Annotated in this window: 16 protein-coding genes; 13 read left to right on the top strand and 3 right to left on the bottom strand. The window is 64.7% G+C overall.

Going from position 1 to position 18,357, the window contains the following annotated elements; translation table 11 throughout:
- Positions 1-2: 2 nt before the first annotated feature.
- Positions 3-1,121, bottom strand: coding sequence for a nitrilase-related carbon-nitrogen hydrolase (locus QN085_RS07705; protein WP_024086535.1), 1,119 nt, complete (start codon positions 1,119-1,121; stop codon positions 3-5).
- Between the two features lie 191 nt (positions 1,122-1,312).
- On the opposite strand from QN085_RS07705, the gene QN085_RS07710 reads away from it, so the two are divergent.
- On the top strand, positions 1,313-3,349 hold the full coding sequence (locus tag QN085_RS07710) for an NADPH-dependent 2,4-dienoyl-CoA reductase (RefSeq protein ID WP_024086536.1): 2,037 nt from the start codon (positions 1,313-1,315) through the stop codon (positions 3,347-3,349).
- Between the two features lie 153 nt (positions 3,350-3,502).
- Positions 3,503-4,393 carry a 1-aminocyclopropane-1-carboxylate deaminase/D-cysteine desulfhydrase gene (locus tag QN085_RS07715; RefSeq protein WP_013971621.1) on the top strand — a complete coding sequence of 297 codons (891 nt, stop codon included), beginning with the start codon at positions 3,503-3,505 and terminating at the stop codon, positions 4,391-4,393.
- Here the strand turns inward: QN085_RS07715 and cybB are convergent.
- Together cybB and QN085_RS07725 are read right to left on the bottom strand one after the other, a co-directional pair.
- Positions 4,384-4,929 carry a cytochrome b561 gene (cybB, locus tag QN085_RS07720; protein ID WP_013971622.1) on the bottom strand — a complete coding sequence of 182 codons (546 nt, stop codon included), beginning with the start codon at positions 4,927-4,929 and terminating at the stop codon, positions 4,384-4,386. The two genes, QN085_RS07715 and cybB, sit on opposite strands and share 10 nt — an antisense overlap.
- A 224-nt stretch (positions 4,930-5,153) precedes the next feature.
- The gene (locus tag QN085_RS07725; RefSeq protein ID WP_038409142.1) at positions 5,154-6,086 is read right to left on the bottom strand and encodes a DUF1853 family protein; all 933 of its coding nucleotides are present in this window, start codon (positions 6,084-6,086) and stop codon (positions 5,154-5,156) included.
- A gap of 88 nt (positions 6,087-6,174) precedes the next feature.
- Here QN085_RS07725 and QN085_RS07730 point away from each other — a divergent pair, with 88 nt between their 5' ends.
- The 11 genes from QN085_RS07730 (at position 6,175) to QN085_RS07780 (ending at position 18,199) form a co-directional block, all read left to right on the top strand.
- Positions 6,175-7,065, top strand: a complete 891-nt coding sequence (locus QN085_RS07730) for an NAD(+) kinase (protein WP_013971624.1) — start codon at positions 6,175-6,177, stop codon at positions 7,063-7,065.
- Entirely contained in the window at positions 7,065-8,036 is a 972-nt protein-coding gene (locus QN085_RS07735; protein WP_285690281.1) for a metallophosphoesterase, read from the top strand. The genes QN085_RS07730 and QN085_RS07735 overlap by 1 nt, the downstream gene beginning before the upstream one ends.
- Entirely contained in the window at positions 8,033-8,920 is an 888-nt protein-coding gene (locus QN085_RS07740) for a rhomboid family intramembrane serine protease (protein WP_023662506.1), read from the top strand. The genes QN085_RS07735 and QN085_RS07740 overlap by 4 nt, the downstream gene beginning before the upstream one ends.
- A gap of 13 nt (positions 8,921-8,933) precedes the next feature.
- The gene (locus tag QN085_RS07745) at positions 8,934-9,194 is read left to right on the top strand and encodes a YeaC family protein (protein ID WP_003260154.1); all 261 of its coding nucleotides are present in this window, start codon (positions 8,934-8,936) and stop codon (positions 9,192-9,194) included.
- Positions 9,191-10,021, top strand: coding sequence for a DUF2797 domain-containing protein (locus QN085_RS07750; RefSeq protein ID WP_013971627.1), 831 nt, complete (start codon positions 9,191-9,193; stop codon positions 10,019-10,021). Before QN085_RS07745 ends, QN085_RS07750 begins: the two co-directional genes overlap by 4 nt.
- Positions 10,022-10,034: 13 nt before the next feature.
- Complete coding sequence (gene pepN, locus QN085_RS07755; RefSeq protein WP_023662336.1) at positions 10,035-12,692, top strand: aminopeptidase N; 2,658 nt, start codon at positions 10,035-10,037, stop codon at positions 12,690-12,692.
- A 267-nt stretch (positions 12,693-12,959) separates the two neighbouring features.
- Entirely contained in the window at positions 12,960-13,979 is a 1,020-nt protein-coding gene (locus QN085_RS07760; protein ID WP_013971629.1) for a WD40/YVTN/BNR-like repeat-containing protein, read from the top strand.
- A 20-nt stretch (positions 13,980-13,999) separates the two neighbouring features.
- Positions 14,000-16,375 carry an efflux RND transporter permease subunit gene (locus QN085_RS07765; RefSeq protein ID WP_024086538.1) on the top strand — a complete coding sequence of 792 codons (2,376 nt, stop codon included), beginning with the start codon at positions 14,000-14,002 and terminating at the stop codon, positions 16,373-16,375.
- 135 nt (positions 16,376-16,510) lie between these two features.
- Entirely contained in the window at positions 16,511-16,801 is a 291-nt protein-coding gene (locus tag QN085_RS07770; RefSeq protein WP_013971631.1) for a DUF5629 family protein, read from the top strand.
- Positions 16,767-17,897: a lactonase family protein gene (locus QN085_RS07775; RefSeq protein WP_023660912.1), complete on the top strand. Its 1,131-nt coding sequence runs from the start codon at positions 16,767-16,769 to the stop codon at positions 17,895-17,897. The genes QN085_RS07770 and QN085_RS07775 overlap by 35 nt, the downstream gene beginning before the upstream one ends.
- A 122-nt stretch (positions 17,898-18,019) precedes the next feature.
- Entirely contained in the window at positions 18,020-18,199 is a 180-nt protein-coding gene (locus tag QN085_RS07780) for a hypothetical protein (RefSeq protein ID WP_012271225.1), read from the top strand.
- Positions 18,200-18,357: the final 158 nt, after the last annotated feature.

Raw genomic sequence — 18,357 nt, forward strand, 5'->3', positions numbered from 1 at the left:
GCTTACAACCACAGGTTCAACAGGCGGGCTCCAGGGCTGGGGGTGCCTGCCAGCAATTCACCCGCCTGGCGGGCAAAGCCCTGGCCGTCGCTGCCCTGTTCCCAGAACTGCCCACGCATGAACACGCTCATGCTGCTGACGCTGGTTCCGGCCGATTGGGTCAGTCGCTGCCATGCAGCCTGTTCGCTGACTTCGCCGCGCCGCAAGGGCAGCCCGGCGCTGGCATCCTGATGGCGATTGCCGCGCCAGGGCGCTTGCCAGCTGCCCTTGCCGCTGAGGAACACCGGGTTGGCGATCAGTTGTACTGCCTGTTGGGCCAGTTGTTGGTGGTTTTCCGGGTACCAGCTGTCGCTGCCCACCAGCACGCCCAGGCGCCCGGCAGGGGTTTGCAATACCTGCAGCGGGTGCTGGCGGCCATCATGTACATAGCGGCGCATTTCGCTGTCGGGGAACTGCTGGCGTTGCGGTTGGCCCAGCAGCGAGCCGTCGCCGGCGAACACTACGCTGCTGTTGAACAGCGGGCCGCTGCCGGCATGCAGCACGCCCTGTTTCACGTAGGGGGCGGGTAGTACGATGGAGCCGGCCACCAGAGTGACATTGAATTCCTTGGCCAGGCCACCGAACAGTTGCTGGTAGTCCGCAGCCATCTGCTCGGCTTTCATGCGCAGGTGCGCGTCGGCGCGCCAGTCGTCCCCGTCGGCACGGAGCATGGCCAGGCCATAGCGCAGCGGGTTGCTCAGTTCCAGCCATTGCAGGGCTTCGCGGCTTTGCGTGACTTGATAAAGCTCGTTCTTTTCGCCACGCGCCCACAGCCAGGTGCCGATGTGCTCGGGCAGCACCACCACCGTGCGCGGGCCGACCAGCCCTTGGGTACGGGCCTGTTCCAGATAGGCCGAGAGCTTGCGGTGCAGGCGTTGCAGGTTCTGGTAGTCACCCGGGTAGAGCAGCGGTTCGACGCCGAGCAGGTTGCCGTGCTCGCCTGGCACGCCATGGTTCAGCGCCAGTTCGATGCGCAGGTCGGACAGGTAATGGCCTTCCGGGCGCTGCTGGGTCCAGAAACCGTAGCCGCAGAGGGCGGCGATCATCACCAGCGCCAGGGCGCTTGCCAGGAGTTTTCGCATGAAGCAGGACAGCGCCTTGGAAACAAGAGTTTCCTAGGGTAGTCGCGCTGTGCGCGAGGATCAATAACTTGTCAGTTTCGATCATTGAGCCCGTTCAAACGTCTGTTTAATGTCGCAGGCAGACAAACGACGGGGTCCGCCAGCCGGTGAGGCACCCGCATTCCGTGAATACGCCACCTGGGGACCTTTCCATGGCCGCCGACCGCTACCCGCACCTGCTCGCACCGCTGGACCTGGGCTTCACCACCTTGCGCAACCGCACCCTGATGGGCTCGATGCACACCGGCCTCGAAGAGCGCCCGGGCGGCTTCGAGCGTATGGCGGCGTACTTTGCCGAGCGCGCCCGCGGTGGCGTCGGCCTGATGGTTACTGGCGGCATCGCGCCCAACGATGAGGGCGGAGTGTATTCCGGGGCGGCCAAGCTCAGCACCGAGGAAGAAGCCGACAAGCACCGCATCGTCACCGAGGCGGTACACGCTGCCGGCGGCAAGATCTGCCTGCAGATCCTGCATGCCGGGCGCTACGCCTACAGCCCGCGCCAGGTGGCGCCCAGCGCGATCCAGGCGCCAATCAACCCGTTCAAACCCAAGGAACTGGACGAGGCGGGTATCGAGAAGCAGATCGCCGACTTCGTCAATTGCGCGGTGCTGGCCCAGCGCGCCGGTTACGACGGCGTCGAGATCATGGGTTCGGAAGGCTACTTCATCAACCAGTTCCTCGCCGCCCACACCAACCACCGCACCGACCGCTGGGGTGGCAGTTATGAAAACCGCATGCGCCTGGCGGTGGAGATCGTCAGCCGGGTGCGCGGCGCGGTCGGGCCGAACTTCATCATCATCTTCCGCCTGTCGATGCTCGATCTCATCGAGGGCGGCAGCACCTGGGATGAAATCGAGCTGCTGGCCAAGGCCATCGAGAAGGCCGGCGCGACGTTGATCAATACCGGCATCGGCTGGCACGAAGCGCGTATACCGACCATTGCCACCAAGGTGCCGCGCGCGGCATTCAGCAAGGTCACCGCCAAGTTGCGCGGCGTGGTGAACATTCCGCTGATCACCACCAACCGCATCAATACTCCGGAGGTGGCCGAGGCGGTGCTGGCCGAAGGCGATGCCGACATGGTCTCGATGGCACGTCCGTTCCTGGCCGACCCGGACTTCGTCAACAAGGCCGCTGCTGGTCGCGGCGACGAGATCAACACCTGCATCGGCTGCAACCAGGCCTGCCTGGACCATACTTTCGGCGGCAAGCTGACCAGTTGCCTGGTCAACCCGCGTGCCTGCCACGAGACCGAGCTCAACTACCTGCCCGTGCGCACCGTGAAGCGCATTGCCGTGGTCGGCGCAGGCCCGGCCGGCCTGGCGGCAGCCACGGTGGCGGCAGAGCGCGGCCACGCGGTGACCCTGTTCGATGCCGCCAGCGAGATCGGCGGGCAGTTCAATGTGGCCAAGCGGGTACCGGGAAAGGAAGAGTTCCATGAAACCCTGCGTTACTTCCGCAACAAGGTCAAAAGCACGGGCGTGGACTTGCGCCTGAACACCCGGGTCAATGTGCAGGCCCTGGTGGACGGTGGCTACGACGAGATCATCCTGGCCACCGGCATCGCCCCGCGCACGCCGGCCATCCCCGGTGTCGAGCATGCCAAGGTGCTCAGCTACCTCGACGTGCTGCTCGAGCGCAAGCCGGTGGGCAAGGCTGTCGCGGTGATTGGTGCGGGTGGCATCGGTTTCGACGTTTCCGAGTACCTGGTGCATCAGGGCGTTGCCACCAGCCAGGACCGTGAGGCGTTCTGGAAGGAGTGGGGCATCGACACCCATCTGCAGGCGCGTGGTGGCGTGGCCGGGATCAAGGCCGAGCCGCATGCCCCGGCGCGGCAGGTGTACCTGTTGCAGCGCAAGAAATCCAAGGTGGGTGACGGCCTGGGCAAGACCACCGGCTGGATTCACCGCACCGGGTTGAAGAACAAGCGGGTGCAGATGCTCAACAGCGTCGAGTACCTGGGCATCGACGATGCCGGCCTGCACATTCGCGTGGCCGATGGCGAGCCGCAGGTGCTGGCGGTGGACAACGTGGTGATCTGTGCAGGGCAGGAGCCGCTGCGCGAGCTGCAGGACGGGCTGGTGGCGGCGGGGCAGTCGGTACACCTGATTGGTGGGGCAGATGTGGCGGCCGAGCTGGATGCCAAGCGGGCGATCAACCAAGGTTCGAGATTGGCGGCTGAGCTCTGAGATCGCCGGGGCCGCTTTGCGGCCCTGTGGGAGCGGGTTCACCCGCGAATAGGGCTGCGCGGTGCATGGCACCGGCTGCGCCGGTGTTCGCGGGTGAACCCGCTCCCACAGGGACGCAAAGCAGCCCCAGGCTTTCACTGGTAAACTCGCACGATGCACTTTGACCTGCCCCAAGCCCCCCTGCAGCCCCTGATCCTGCCCTGGCTGCAACAAGCCCAGGTAGAAGCCGCCATCCTGCGCCTGGACCTGATCGATCCGCTGATCAGCGGCAACAAATGGTTCAAGCTACGCCATCACCTGCAACAGGCCAGCGCCAGCAACGCCCCGGGCCTGATCAGCCTCGGCGGCAACCATTCCAACCACCTGCACGCCCTGGCCGCTGCCGGCAAGCGCTTCGGCTTCGCCACCGCCGGCCTGCTGCGTGGTCACGCCCAGGACACGCCAACCGTGCGTGACCTGCAGACGCTGGGCATGGAACTGCACTGGCTGGGCTATGGCGGCTACCGCGCACGAAATCAAGCGGGTTTCTGGGAGCCCTGGCAAGCGCGCTACCCGGGTTGGTACTGCATCCCTGAAGGGGGCGGCGGGTTGGCCGGTGCACAGGGCTGCGCGCTGATCATGCAGCAGGCACGGGCGCAGATCGCGGCACTGGGCTGGTCGGGCTACGACGCCTGGTGGCTGGCTGCTGGAACGGGGACTACCCTGGCCGGTCTGGTAATGGCCGAGGCGGGCGCACATGTGGTGCATGGTGCAGTGGCGGTACCCAGGGACCATGGTGTGCCGGTGGCGGTAGCAGCACTGGCCGGCGCGCATGGCTACCAACTGCACGACGCCTGCCGTGGCGGTTTCGGCAAATTCGACGCTGATCTGTTGGCGTTCATCGCTGATTGCGAGCGGCACACAGGCGTGCCGCTCGAAGCCCTCTACACTGGCAAGGCTCTGCTGGCCCTGCGTGAGCAGGTCGAGGCCGGGCTGTTCGCGCCCGGCACCCGCCTGATCGTGGTGCACACCGGCGGCCTGCAGGGCCGGCGCGGTTACTTGTAGGGCAGCATGCGCAGCAGCGTGTTGTCGCGCTGCACATAGTGGTGATAGAGCCCGGCCAGAGCGTGCAGGCCGATCAGCCAGTAGCCCCAGCTGCCGATGCGTTCATGCCAGCCTTTGATGAACTTGGCCTGGTCCGGATTCGGGCCGATCAGGTGCGGCAGCTCCAGACCGAAGAACGGCACTGGTTTGTCGGCGGCGCTGAGGATCAGCCAGCCGGCCAGCGGCAGGATGATCATCAGCAGGTACAACGCCAGGTGCATCAGGTGCGCGAGGCCGGTCTGCCAGGCCGCAGGCTTGGGCACGATGGGTGGAGTCGGGCGGCTCAGGCGGATGGCCAGGCGCAACCAGACCAGCACGAACACGCTGAGCCCGAGCATGAAGTGCAGGTCCTTCATCAGGTTGCGTTCGACGCTGTCCTTGGGGAACAGGCCACGCAGTTCGATTAGGGCGTAGACAGCGGCCAGCAGCACCAGCATCAGCCAGTGCAGGGCGATGGACAGGCGCGCGTAATGGGTCGTGGGGGTGGATGAAACCATGATCGGTCCTCGTCATCAGGTCGGAATAGCGCTCTTGCCGGCGCTCAGGAAGTACTGTAGTGGCTACGGGGTAACAAATCTTTGCGCCAGGTCTGTGAAAATTGTGTTGTCTGCACCGGCCCTTTCGCGGGTGAACCCGCTCCCACAGGCACAGCGCTGAGCCAGAGACCTGTGCAGTACCTGTGGGGGCGGGCAAGCCCGCGAAGAGGCCGGAACAGCCTGCATCATGCCTTGGATGTAAATGGCCAACTGTCAGCCACCAGAAACACCCGCTCGGCCTCCTGCCACGCCCCGTCAGCCTCTTGCTCCAACCTCACCAGCAACTGCGCCGGAGCCTGCCGCTCCAGCACATGCAGCCATGCCGCAAACTGCTCCACCGCCCAGCACTCATGCGCCTCGACCCGCGCTGGCGCCAGCCAGGCATGCCGTTGCAGCGGCTGCCATTGCTCACCTTCGCCCATGACCCAGTCCCGCCGCCGCAGCCAGCGCCCGCGCAAGTGCTGCGGATTGGCGCCCTGTGGTGGCTGCGCATGCCCGGGCCACGGGTAGAACAGATAGCCACCCAGCCACACATGCGCCTGCACCTGCTCCACCCCCAGCCGAGCCAGCACCTCGCGGCTGTGTGCCCCCGCCGACATGGGCAACTGGTGCCGTGCCAGGTGCGCCAGTTTGCTTCCCAGTCGGTCATGGCAGCCCGGCCCCAGCCAGGCGTCGGGGTCATGCCCGGGGTGTTCCGGACCCAGGTACAGCTTGATGGCCAGTTCCAGGTGGTGCACACCGTCGCGGTCGCGCAGCACCACATCCAGCTCGCCCAGGGTGCGCCCGCCGTCGCGAATCGCCAGGTTGGCCGCCAGCAGTTCGATGCCCGGGGCCTGGCCCAGGGCGAATTGCCACAGCCGTTCGTAGTAGTGCCCCAGGCGCCGGCTACCCAGCTGCGCCAGCCAGTCGCGCAATGGGCGGTCATCGTCATCCAGCGCCCGCAGCCAGTCTGCCAGGCGCTGTGGCTGGTCCGCCCACAGGCTGCCCGCCAGCGGGTGGCGCTGGGGGCAGGGCGGGGCGCTGAGCAACGGAGGCGACAGCAGGGCCCAGGCCAGGTCGCGCACGTTGGGGCGGCGTAGCTGCCGGGGCAGGTCGTGGAGCAGGGCGAATGGCATCATCCTGCGAGCATAGCCGGTTTGCCGCTACCCGGTGGTTTCGCCCATAATCGCGGCATAGTCACCCGCCGCAGAGCCTCGCAGGAGCCCCATGGAGCAATTTCGCAATATCGGTATCATTGGCCGCCTTGGCAGCTCCCAGGTGCTCGACACCATTCGCCGACTGAAAAAATTTCTTATCGAGCGCCACCTGCACGTGATCCTCGAGGACACCATCGCCGAAGTGTTGCCTGGCCATGGCCTGCAAACTTCCACCCGCAAGCTGCTGGGCGAGGTCTGTGACCTGGTCATCGTGGTCGGCGGCGACGGCAGCCTGCTGGGCGCCGCCCGCGCCCTGGCCCGGCACAACATTCCGGTGCTGGGCATCAACCGTGGCAACCTGGGCTTCCTCACCGACATCCGCCCCGACGAGCTGGAAGAGAAGGTCGCCGAAGTGCTCGACGGCCACTACCTGGTGGAAAACCGCTTCCTGCTGCAGGCCGAGGTACGCCGCCACAACGAAGCCATCGGCCAGGGTGATGCGCTGAACGATGTGGTGCTGCACCCGGGCAAGTCCACGCGCATGATCGAGTTCGAGATCTACATCGATGGCCAGTTCGTCTGCAGCCAGAAGGCCGACGGCCTGATCGTCGCCACCCCCACCGGCTCCACCGCCTACGCGCTGTCGGCCGGCGGCCCGATCATGCACCCCAAGCTCGATGCCATCGTCATCGTGCCGATGTACCCGCACACCCTGTCGGGCCGGCCGATCGTGGTCGACGGCAACAGCGAACTGAAGATCGTGGTGTCCAAGGACCTGCAGATCTACCCGCAGGTATCCTGTGACGGCCAGAACCACTTCACCTGCGCCCCCGGCGACACCATCACGGTGAGCAAGAAACCGCAGAAGCTGCGCCTGATCCACCCGCTGGACCACAATTACTACGAGGTCTGCCGCACCAAGCTCGGCTGGGGCAGCCGGCTGGGAAGCAGGGACGACTGATGCTCGATCCGGCGCGTAGTTTCGACATCATCGGTGACGTGCACGGTTGTGCGCTGACCCTTGAACGCCTGCTCGACGCCCTCGGTTACAAGCGTGTGGCAGGCGCGTGGCGCCACCCGCGGCGCCAGGCGCTGTTCCTTGGCGACATCGTCGACCGCGGGCCACGCATCCGCGAGGCGCTGCATATCGTCCACGACATGGTCGAGGCCGGCCAGGCGTTCTGCATCATGGGCAACCACGAGTACAACGCGCTGGGCTGGGTCACCCCGGCACTGCCTGGCAGCGGCAAGGCCTTCGTGCGCGAGCATACGCCACGCCACGCCCGGTTGATCGACGAAACCCTGACCCAATTTGCCCACCACCCCGCTGACTGGCACGACTTCGTCAACTGGTTCTACGAATTGCCGCTGTTCGTCGACGCCGGGCGCTTCCGCCTGGTGCATGCCTGCTGGGACCCGCGGCTGATCGAGCCGCTGCGCCAGCAGTACCCCGACGGGCGCATCGACGAACACTTCATCCAGGCCTCGGCGGTGAACGGCAGCTTTGCCGCCACCGTGTGCAACCGCCTGCTGCGCGGTACCGACATGCGCCTGCCTGACGGCCTGACCCTCACCGGTGGCGACGGCCTGACCCGTGCCTTCTTCCGTACCAAGTTCTGGGAAGAAGATCCGCAAACCTACGGCGACATCGTGTTCCAGCCAGACGCCCTGCCCGCGGAAGTGGCCAGCACCCCGCTCAGTCACAGCCAGAAGAACGCCTTGCTGCGCTATGCCGAAGACGAGCCCATGCTGTTCGTCGGCCATTACTGGCGCAGCGGCCGCCCGGCGCCGATCCGCGCCAACCTGGCCTGCCTGGACTACAGCGCCGTGCTCTATGGCAAGCTGGCAGCCTACCGGCTGGATGATGAAACCCGCATCGACCCGCACAAGTTCGTCTGGGTCGACGTCGACCGCCCACAGGCCAACCAATGAACATTATCGAAGTGATGCGCCTGCCGCTGTCGGTCGACCTCAGCGGCTTCGTTCACCTGCTGCAGCGCCTGCAGGTGCCGCACCGGGTCAGCGAGGAGGGCGATGCCCAGGTGCTCTGGGCCCCCGACACCCTGGCAGCGGACGTCCGCGAACTCTACCAGCGCTACCCCGACGGCAACGCCGACCTCGAACTTGCACAGGACCCTGTGGGAGCGGGTTTACCCGCGAATAGCCCCACACAACCCTCCCTGGCAGAACAGGCCAAAGCCTGCAAAGTCACCACTATCACCCTGCTGCTGTGCTTCATCGTCGCCGGCCTCACCGGCCTTGGCGACAATTTCACCACCATCAGCTGGTTCACCTTCCTCGATTTCCGCGTCCAGGGCGACTACCTGTACTTCAGCCCGCTGGCGCAAAGCCTGGACCAAGGCCAGTGGTGGCGCCTGGTATCGCCCATGCTGCTGCATTTCGGCGTGCTGCACCTGGCCATGAACAGCCTGTGGTACTGGGAGCTGGGCAAACGCATCGAACTGCGCCAGGGCCCGTGGGCGCTGCTGGGCCTGACCCTGCTGTTCAGCCTGGTGTCCAACCTGGCCCAGCACTACAGCAGCGGGCCGAGCCTGTTCGGTGGCCTGTCCGGCGTGCTGTACGGCCTGCTCGGGCACATCTGGCTGTACCAGTGGCTGGCACCCGACCGTTACTTCAACCTGCCCAAGGGCGTGCTGGTGATGATGCTGATCTGGCTGGTGGTGTGCCTGAGCGGCGTGATCGACACCCTGGGCCTTGGCCAGATCGCCAACGCCGCCCACGTCGGCGGGCTGCTCATCGGATGCCTGACCGGGCTCTTGGGTGGGGCGCTGGCCCGGCGTAAACTGTCGGCTTGAATCAGGAGACACTATGTCCACTTTCGCGCAAATGATTGAAAACATCACCCCGGAAATCTACGAGAGCCTGAAACTGGCCGTGGAAATCGGCAAATGGTCGGATGGCCGCAAGCTCACTGCCGAGCAGAAAGAGCTGTCGCTGCAGGCGGTAATCGCCTGGGAGATGAAAAACCTGCCCGAAGACCAGCGTACCGGCTACATGGGCCCGCAGGAATGCGCCTCGAAGTCCGCGCCGATCGCCAACATTCTGTTCAAGTCGGACTCGGTACATTGATCGAACTCGCTCGTGGCTCGTTGAGCAAGATGGCGGTAAGCCTGCAGGCGCCAGTGGTGCAGTACAGCTTTCGCCTGGATGACACGCAGGTGCCGGTCAACCCGCTGATCGGCCAGCGCCTGCGCCTTGAGTACCTTGGCGCCATTCACTGCAGCCATTGTGGCAAGCGCACCAAGACCAGCTTCAGCCAGGGTTACTGCTACCCGTGCATGACCAAACTGGCCCAGTGCGACGTGTGCATCATGGCCCCGGAAAAGTGCCACTACGACGCCGGCACCTGCCGCGAACCGTCGTGGGGCGAACAGTTCTGCATGACCGACCATGTGGTCTACCTGGCCAACTCGTCGGGGATCAAGGTCGGTATCACCCGCGCCACCCAGCTGCCCACCCGCTGGCTCGACCAGGGCGCCACCCAGGCCCTGCCGATCGTGCGCGTGGCCACCCGCCAGCAGTCCGGCCTGGTCGAAGACTTGCTGCGCAGCCAGGTGCCGGACCGCACCAACTGGCGCGCCCTGCTCAAGGGCGATGCCGAGGAGCTCGACCTGGTGGCTATTCGTGAACAGGTCTTCGACGCCTGTGCCGAGGGCCTGCGCGAGCTGCAGGGGCGCTTCGGCCTGCAGGCGATCCAGCCGCTGGCCGACGCCGAAGTGGTGCAGATGAAGTACCCGGTCGAGGCCTACCCATCGAAGATCGTCAGCTTCAACCTCGACAAGGACCCGGTAGTGGAAGGCACGCTGCTGGGCATCAAGGGCCAGTACCTGATCTTCGACACCGGTGTGATCAATATTCGCAAGTACACGGCCTACCAGTTGGCCGTGCTCCAGTAAAAAGGACCTGCACATGCGTACCGAACAACCGCAAGTGATCTACCTCAAGGATTACCAGGCGCCCGAGTACCTGATCGACGAGACGCACCTGACCTTCGAGCTGTTCGAGGACCACACCCTGGTTCACGCGCAACTGGTCATGCGCCGCAACCCGGCACGCGGTGCCGGCCTGCCGCCACTGGTACTCGATGGCCAGCAGCTGGAGCTGCTGCGCGCCTCGCTGGATGACCAGGAACTCCAGCCGGGCGACTACCAGCTCGACGCCGACAGCCTGACCGTGCAGCCCAAGGCCGAGCACTTCACCCTCGACACCAGCGTGAAGATCCACCCCGAGAGCAACACCGCGCTGGAAGGCCTGTACAAGTCGGGCAAGATGTTCTGCACCCAGTGCGAGGCCGAAGGCTTCCGCAAGATCACCTACTACCTCGATCGTCCGGATGTGATGAGCACCTTCACCACCACGGTGATCGCCGAGCAGCATCGCTACCCGGTATTGCTGTCGAACGGCAACCCGATCGGCAGCGGGCCGGCAGACGATGGCCGCCACTGGGCGACCTGGGAAGACCCGTTCATGAAGCCGGCCTACCTGTTCGCCCTGGTGGCCGGTGACCTGTGGTGCGTCGAGGACAGCTTCACCCGCCAGTCCGGCCGTGACGTGACCCTGCGCATCTACGTCGAGCCCGAGAACATCGACAAGTGCGACCACGCCATGGTCAGCCTGAAGAAGTCCATGCGCTGGGACGAAGAAGTCTATGGCCGCGAGTACGACCTGGACATCTTCATGATCGTCGCGGTCAACGACTTCAACATGGGCGCCATGGAAAACAAGGGCCTGAACATCTTCAACTCCAGCTGTGTGCTGGCTCGTGCCGAAACCGCCACCGATGCCGCCCACCAGCGCGTCGAAGGCGTGGTCGCCCACGAGTATTTCCACAACTGGTCGGGCAACCGCGTCACCTGCCGTGACTGGTTCCAGCTGTCGCTGAAGGAAGGCTTCACGGTGTTCCGAGATGCCGAGTTCAGCGCCGACATGAACTCGCGCACGGTCAAGCGCATCGAAGACGTGGCCTACCTGCGTACTCACCAGTTCGCCGAAGACGCTGGCCCCATGGCCCACCCGGTGCGCCCGGACAGCTTCATCGAGATCTCCAACTTCTACACCCTGACCGTGTACGAGAAGGGCGCCGAAGTGGTGCGCATGGTTCGTACCCTGCTGGGCGCCGACGGCTTCCGCAAGGGCAGCGACCTGTACTTCGAACGCCACGATGGCCAGGCGGTGACCACCGACGATTTCATCAAGGCCATGGAAGACGCCAACGGCGTCGACTTCACCCAGTTCAAGCGCTGGTACAACCAGGCCGGCACCCCGCGCCTGGAAGTCAGCGAGGCCTATGACGCGGCCGCGCAAACCTACAGCCTGACCTTCCGCCAAAGCTGCCCGCAGACCCCGGACAAGGCCGAAAAGCTGCCGTTCGTGATCCCGGTGGAGCTTGGCCTGCTGGATGCCGCAGGCAACGACCTGCCGCTGCAACTGGCCGGCGAAGATACGGCGCAGGGCACCAGCCGCGTGCTGTCGGTGACCGAGGCCGAGCAGACCTTCACCTTCCAGGGTATCCAGGCCAAGCCGCTGCCGTCGCTGCTGCGTGGCTTCAGTGCACCGGTCAAGCTGAGCTTCCCCTACGACCGCGACCAGCTGATGTTCCTGATGCAGCACGACAGCGACGGCTTCAACCGCTGGGAGGCGGGGCAGCAGTTGTCGGTGCAGGTGCTGCAGGAGCTGATCGGCCAGCATCAGCGCGGCGAGGCACTGAAGCTCGACCAGCGCCTGATCACCGCCCTGGGCACCGTGCTCGGCAATGAGTCGCTGGACCCGGCCATGGTTGCCGAAATGCTCTCGCTGCCGGGTGAGGCATACCTCACCGAGATCAGCCAGGTGGCCGACGTGGACGCCATCCACGCTGCCCGCGAGTTCGCCCGCCAGCAGATCGCCGAGCAGCTGTTCGACGCCCTGTGGGCGCGCTACCAGGCCAACCGCGAAGTGTCGCGCAGCACCGCCTACGTGGCCTCGGCCGAGCATTTCGCTCGCCGCAGCCTGCAGAACATCGCGCTGTCGTACCTGATGCAGAGCGGCAAGCCGCAGGTGCTGCAGGCGGCTTTGGAGCAGTTCGAGCACTGCGACAACATGACCGAGCGCCTTACCGCCCTGGCTGTGCTGGTCAACTCACCGTTCGAAGCCGAGCGGGCCAAGGCGCTGGAAGCCTTTGCCGAGCACTTCAAGGACAACCCGCTGGTCATGGACCAGTGGTTCAGCGTGCAGGCGGCCAGTACGCTGCCGGGCGGGCTGGCGCGGGTCAAGGCGCTGATGCAGCACCCGGCGTTCACCCTGAAGAACCCGAACAAGGTACGTGCGTTGATCGGCGCCTTTGCCGGGCAGAACCTGGTCAACTTCCATGCGGCGGATGGCTCCGGCTACCGCTTCCTGGCGGACCTGGTGATCGAGCTGAATGCGCTGAACCCGCAGATCGCTTCGCGCCAACTGGCACCGCTGACCCGCTGGCGCAAGTATGACGATGCGCGTCAGGCCCTGATGAAGGGTGAGCTGGAGCGGATTCTGGCTTCTGGTGAGCTGTCCAGTGATGTGTATGAGGTTGTGAGCAAGAGCCTGGCTTGAGTTTTCCGTAGCCTGAACCGACCTCTTCGCGGGTAAACCCGCTCCCACAGGTCCTGCACCGCTTTCACGGGCTGTGCAGGACCTGTGGGAGCGGGTTTACCCGCGAAGCTTTTGGAGCCGACAACAAAACATAACACCCCGCCCGTTGTATTCCCGCAAACATCCCCGCTACGATCCCTTCAAGCTATTGCAAGCCTCTAGATCAGGCTTTTCGCAGTACCTGCAGTGCATTGACCCACCAGACAAGAACACAACAGGGGGACAGTCATGAGGGAACAGAACAGGCGCTTTGCCTGGCCATTGGCAGCCAGCGCGGTACTGGCGCTGGGGCTCGGCGTGTGGGCTGACAGCGTGCAAGCCGCTGCCGCCGACGAATATTCCACCGAATCGGCCAAGGCCAGCCAAAGCCTGCTGATCGACGCCACCCATGCCGGTAAGCGCCTGGTGGTAGTGGGCGATCGCGGTCATATCCTGTTCTCCGACGACCAGGGCAGAACCTGGACCCAGGCGCGGGTGCCCACCCGGCAACTGTTGACCGCGGTGTTCTTCCTCGACGACAAGCGCGGCTGGGCCGTCGGCCACGATGCGCTGGTGCTCGCCAGCAGCGATGGTGGTGCCACCTGGAGCAAGCAGTTCGAAGACCTGACCCGCGAAGCACCCTTGCTCGATGTCGCCTTCCTCGACGCCCGGCACGGCTTTGCCGTAGGTGCCTACGGCGCCTTGCTGGAAACCACCGACGGCGGCCAGCACTGGCAGGACGTGGCCGAGCGCCTGGACAACCCCGACCAGCTGCACCTGAACGGTATCGCCCAGGTGCGTGACGCGGGCCTGTTCATTGTCGGCGAGCAGGGCGGCATGTTCCGCTCGGCCGACAACGGTCAGACCTGGGCCAAGGTTCAAGGCCCCTACGAGGGCTCGCTGTTCGGCGTGATAGGCACTGCACAGCCGCGCACATTGCTGGCCTACGGCCTGCGCGGCAACCTGTTCCGCTCCACCGATTTCGGTGACAGCTGGCAACCGATCGAGCTCAAGGCCGCACGTGGCACCCTCGAATTCGGCCTGGCAGGCGCTACGCTTGTCGAGGACGGTAGCCTGGTGCTGGTCGGCAATGGCGGCAGCGTGCTGCGCAGTACCGATGACGGCCAGACCTTCAGTGTCTACAACCGCGCCGACCGCATTGCCCTGGCCGGCGTCAGCGGCCTGGCCGATGGCGGCCTGCTGCTGGTAGGGCAGGGTGGCGTGCACCTGGCTGACCCGCAGGGTGCTGACCAGGAGGTGCGTCCATGACCAGCAGGGAGAGCATCACCATGCACCCGCATCACCAGGACAAGGCCACGTTGCTCGAACGCCTGATCTTCAACAATCGCCCCGTGGTCATCGCCCTGTGCGTGCTGGTCAGCATCTTCCTGTTCTGGCAGGCCACGCAGATACGCCCGTCCACCAGCTTCGAGAAGATGATCCCGCTGCAGCACCCGTTCATCGAGCAGATGATGGAGCACCGCAACGACCTGGCCAACCTCGGCAACACCGTGCGCATTTCGGTGGAGGCCGTGAATGGCGACATCTTCGACAAGGACTACATGGAGACCCTGCGGCAGATCCATGACGAAGTGTTCTACATCCCTGGCGTCGACCGTGCCGGGTTGAAGTCGCTGTGGAGCCCCAGCGTGCGCTGGAGCGAGGTCACCGAGGAAGGCTTCTCGGGTGGCGAGGTGATTCCCAACACCTACAACGGCTCGCAGGACAGCCTCGACACCCTGCGCGACAACGTGCTCAAGTCGGGCCAGGTGGGGCGACTGGTGGGCAACAACTTCAAGTCCAGCATCGTCGATGTGCCACTGCTGGAGAGCTACCCCGACCCGCAGGACCCAGGCAAGCAGGTGAAGTTGGACTACCAGCAGTTCTCGCACCAGCTTGAAGAAAAGATCCGTGACAAGTTCCAGGCGCAGAACCCCAACGTGAAGGTGCACATCGTCGGCTTCGCCAAGAAGGTCGGCGACCTGATCGACGGCCTGGTGATGGTGGCGATGTTCTTCGGCGTCGCCCTGGCCATCACCTGGGTGCTGCTGTACTGGTTCACCTGGTGCATCCGCAGTACCATCGCCGTGCTCATCACCACCCTGGTGGCAGTGGTCTGGCAGTTGGGCCTGATGCATGCAGTGGGCTTTGGCCTGGACCCGTACTCGATGCTGGTGCCGTTCCTGATCTTCGCCATTGGCATTTCCCACGGGGTGCAGAAGATCAACGGTATCGCCCTGCAGTCGAGTGACGCCGACAACGCCCTGACCGCCGCCCGGCGCACCTTCCGCCAGCTGTTCCTGCCGGGGATGATCGCCATCCTCGCCGACGCCGTGGGCTTCATCACCCTGCTGATTATCGACATCGGCGTGATTCGTGAACTGGCCATCGGTGCCTCCATCGGTGTGGCGGTGATCGTGTTCACCAACCTCATCCTGCTGCCGGTAGCGATCTCCTACGTCGGCATCAGCAAGAAGGCCGTCGAGCGCAGCAAGCAGGACGCCACCCGCGAGCACCCGTTCTGGCGCCTGTTGTCGAACTTCGCCAGTGCCAAGGTGGCGCCGGTGTCGGTGGCCCTGGCGCTGGTCGCCTTCGCCGGTGGCCTGTGGTACAGCCAGAACCTGAAGATCGGCGACCTCGACCAGGGTGCGCCGGAGCTGCGCCCCGACTCGCGCTACAACCAGGACAACAACTTCATCATCAGCAACTATTCGACCAGTTCCGACGTGCTGGTGATCATGGTCAAGACCCCGCCGGAAAGCTGCTCGATCCACTCGACCATGGCACCGATCGACGAGCTGATGTGGACCATGCAGAACACCCCGGGCGTGCAGTCGGCAATTTCCCTCGTGACCGTGTCCAAGCAGGTGATCAAGGGCATGAACGAGGGCAGCCTGAAATGGGAAACCCTGTCGCGCAACCCGGACATTCTCAACAACTCCATCGCCCGCGCCGACGGCTTGTACAACGGCGACTGCTCGCTGGCGCCGGTGCTGGTGTTCCTCAACGACCACAAGGCCGAAACCCTGGAGCGGGTCACTGCCGTGGCCAAGGCGTTTGCCGACAGCCACAACAAGGAAGGCCTGCAGTTCCTGCTGGCGGCGGGCAATGCCGGGATCGAAGCGGCGACCAACGAGGTGATCAAGTCGGCCGAGCTGACCATCCTGATCCTGGTGTACATCTGCGTGGCGGTGATGTGCCTGATTACCTTCCGCTCGTTCGCCGCCACCCTGTGCATCGTCCTGCCGCTGGTGCTGACCTCGGTGCTGGGCAACGCGCTGATGGCCTACATGGGCATCGGGGTCAAGGTGGCGACCTTGCCGGTGGTGGCGCTGGGTGTGGGCATTGGCGTGGACTATGGCATCTACATCTACAGCCGGCTGGAAAGCTTCCTGCGCGCCGGGTTGCCGTTGCAGGAGGCGTATTACGAGACCCTGCGCTCGACCGGCAAGGCAGTGCTGTTCACCGGCTTGTGCCTGGCCATCGGCGTGTGCACCTGGATCTTCTCGGCTATCAAGTTCCAGGCGGACATGGGGCTGATGCTGACCTTCATGCTGCTGTGGAACATGTTCGGTGCGCTGTGGCTGCTGCCGGCGCTGGCAAGGTTCCTGATCAAGCCTGAGAAGATGGTGGGCAAGGAGGGGGGCTCCATTTTCGCTCATTGACCGCAGGGGGCCGCTCCTGCAGGGGAACGCGTATCGGCAGGCTGATGCGATCCCTGTAGGAGCGGCCTTGTGTCGCGATGGGCTGCAAAGCAGCCCCAGGGCTATAATGCCAACTCATTTCAGATTGGTACCCCCATGTCCCCCCTCGCCACCGCCCTGCAGTCCTGCGACATGCTCCTGATCGACGGCCTGCACGCCTTCGACTTCACCTCCGATGAATCCGGCCTCACCATCGAATGCATGGACGGCCGCCAGCTCCGCCGCTGGACCTTCACCCCCGAGCAGATCACAGCTGCCATCGCCGTGGGTGACGAGTGGCAACTCGACGATGCCGACGGCGCGCATCGGCTAGTCTGTATGAGTGCCTTTCGCGCCCCGGATGATGACGAAGATGAATCGGATCTGGACGAGCCTGCTGACCGCTAGCCTGATGAGCCTGACCATCCATGCCCACGCCGCCACCTTGCTGGTGGGCAGTTACACCGATGGCGCCAGCGAGGGCATCTACCGCTACGGGTTCGACGAAAAGACCGGTCATATCGACCCGTCGCCGCAGCAGGTGGTGGAGAGTGTCAGCCCTTCATGGCTGGTGCTGTCGGCCGATCAACGCCAGCTCTTTGCGGTCAACGAAACGCCGAAGGGCGGGGTCAGCAGTTTCGCCGTCAGTGCAAAAGGCGAGATCAAGCTGCTCAACCAGGTACCCAGCCAAGGTGACGAGCCTACCCACGCCAGCCTCAGCCAGGACCAGCGTTATCTGTTCGTGGCCAACTACGCGGTCAAGCCCGATCCCGGCGGCAGCCTGGTGGTAGTCCCGGTGGCCAAGGACGGCAAGCTCAAGCCGGTGGTGCAACAGGCCCGGCACAAGGCGAGCGGGGTCAACCCCGAGCGCCAGGCCGGCGCCCATGTGCATTCGCTGGTGCTGTCACCGGACGGCCGCCACCTGTATGCCAGCGACCTGGGGGCCGACAAGGTGTTCATCTACCGCTACGACGGTGCCAGCGCAGACCACCCGTTGACGCCGGCGATCCCCGCGTCGGTGGACCTGCCGCCGGGCAGCGGGCCGCGCCACCTGTTGTTCGACGCCAAGGGTCGGCACGCCTACCTGACCCTGGAAATGAGTGCCGAAGTGGTGATGTTCGACGTGCAGGAGGGCAACCTGGTCGAACGCCAGCGCCTGCCCCTGACCGAGAGCAAGGAAGCTGCGGCGAAAGCGGCAGGTGGCTTGCACTTGTCGGCAGACGGGCGCTTCCTGTATGTGAGCAACCGAGGCACGGCCAACGAGATCGTGGCGTTCAGCGTGGGCAAGCAGGATGGCCAGCTGACCTTCCTGCAGCGCCGTTCGGTGGAGGGGGATCATCCCCGCGAGTTCGCCCTCGACCCGAGTGACAACTTCTTGCTGGTGGCCAACCAGAAGAGCAACCAGATCGTGGTGATGCGCCGCGATCCGCGCAGCGGCAAGCTGTTGGAGACGGTGCAGACGCTGAAGCAGGATGCGCCGTCGGACCTGAAGTTCATCGAGTGATATCGATCGGCGTGATAGTCGATACTGGCGCAATGAATTTTTGCCTGCGGCTTCGGCGGCGTAAGTTTGACCCAAGGCCCAAACAGGCCAACGTCAAACCACCGCCGTCGAGGTCAGCCCAGATGAACTTCAATCTCTTCCCGGTCATTGCCGCATCCGCCATTTCCGCTTCGGTCGTATTGCCAGCGCATGCCCATGCCGACAGCAGCGGCAAGGCGTCCGCTACCCATAGCTACACCGAACAGTACCTGCGCCAGAGTGCCAACTTCCATGCGGCATTGAGTGGCAAGCACAACCACTGACTCAAGCCTGACACGGATCCTGTGGGAGCGGCCTTGTGTCGCGAAAGGGGCGCGAAGCGCCCCCAGGATTTCAGCGGTTTACCCCAGGATTGCCGGGGCCGCTGTGCGGCCCTTTCGCGACACAAGGCCGCTCCCACAGGGGACTGTGCAATGCTGAT

Origin of the sequence: Pseudomonas sp. M2(2023) (genome assembly GCF_030263955.1) — a bacterium.
Lineage (GTDB): Bacteria > Pseudomonadota > Gammaproteobacteria > Pseudomonadales > Pseudomonadaceae > Aquipseudomonas > Aquipseudomonas asiatica.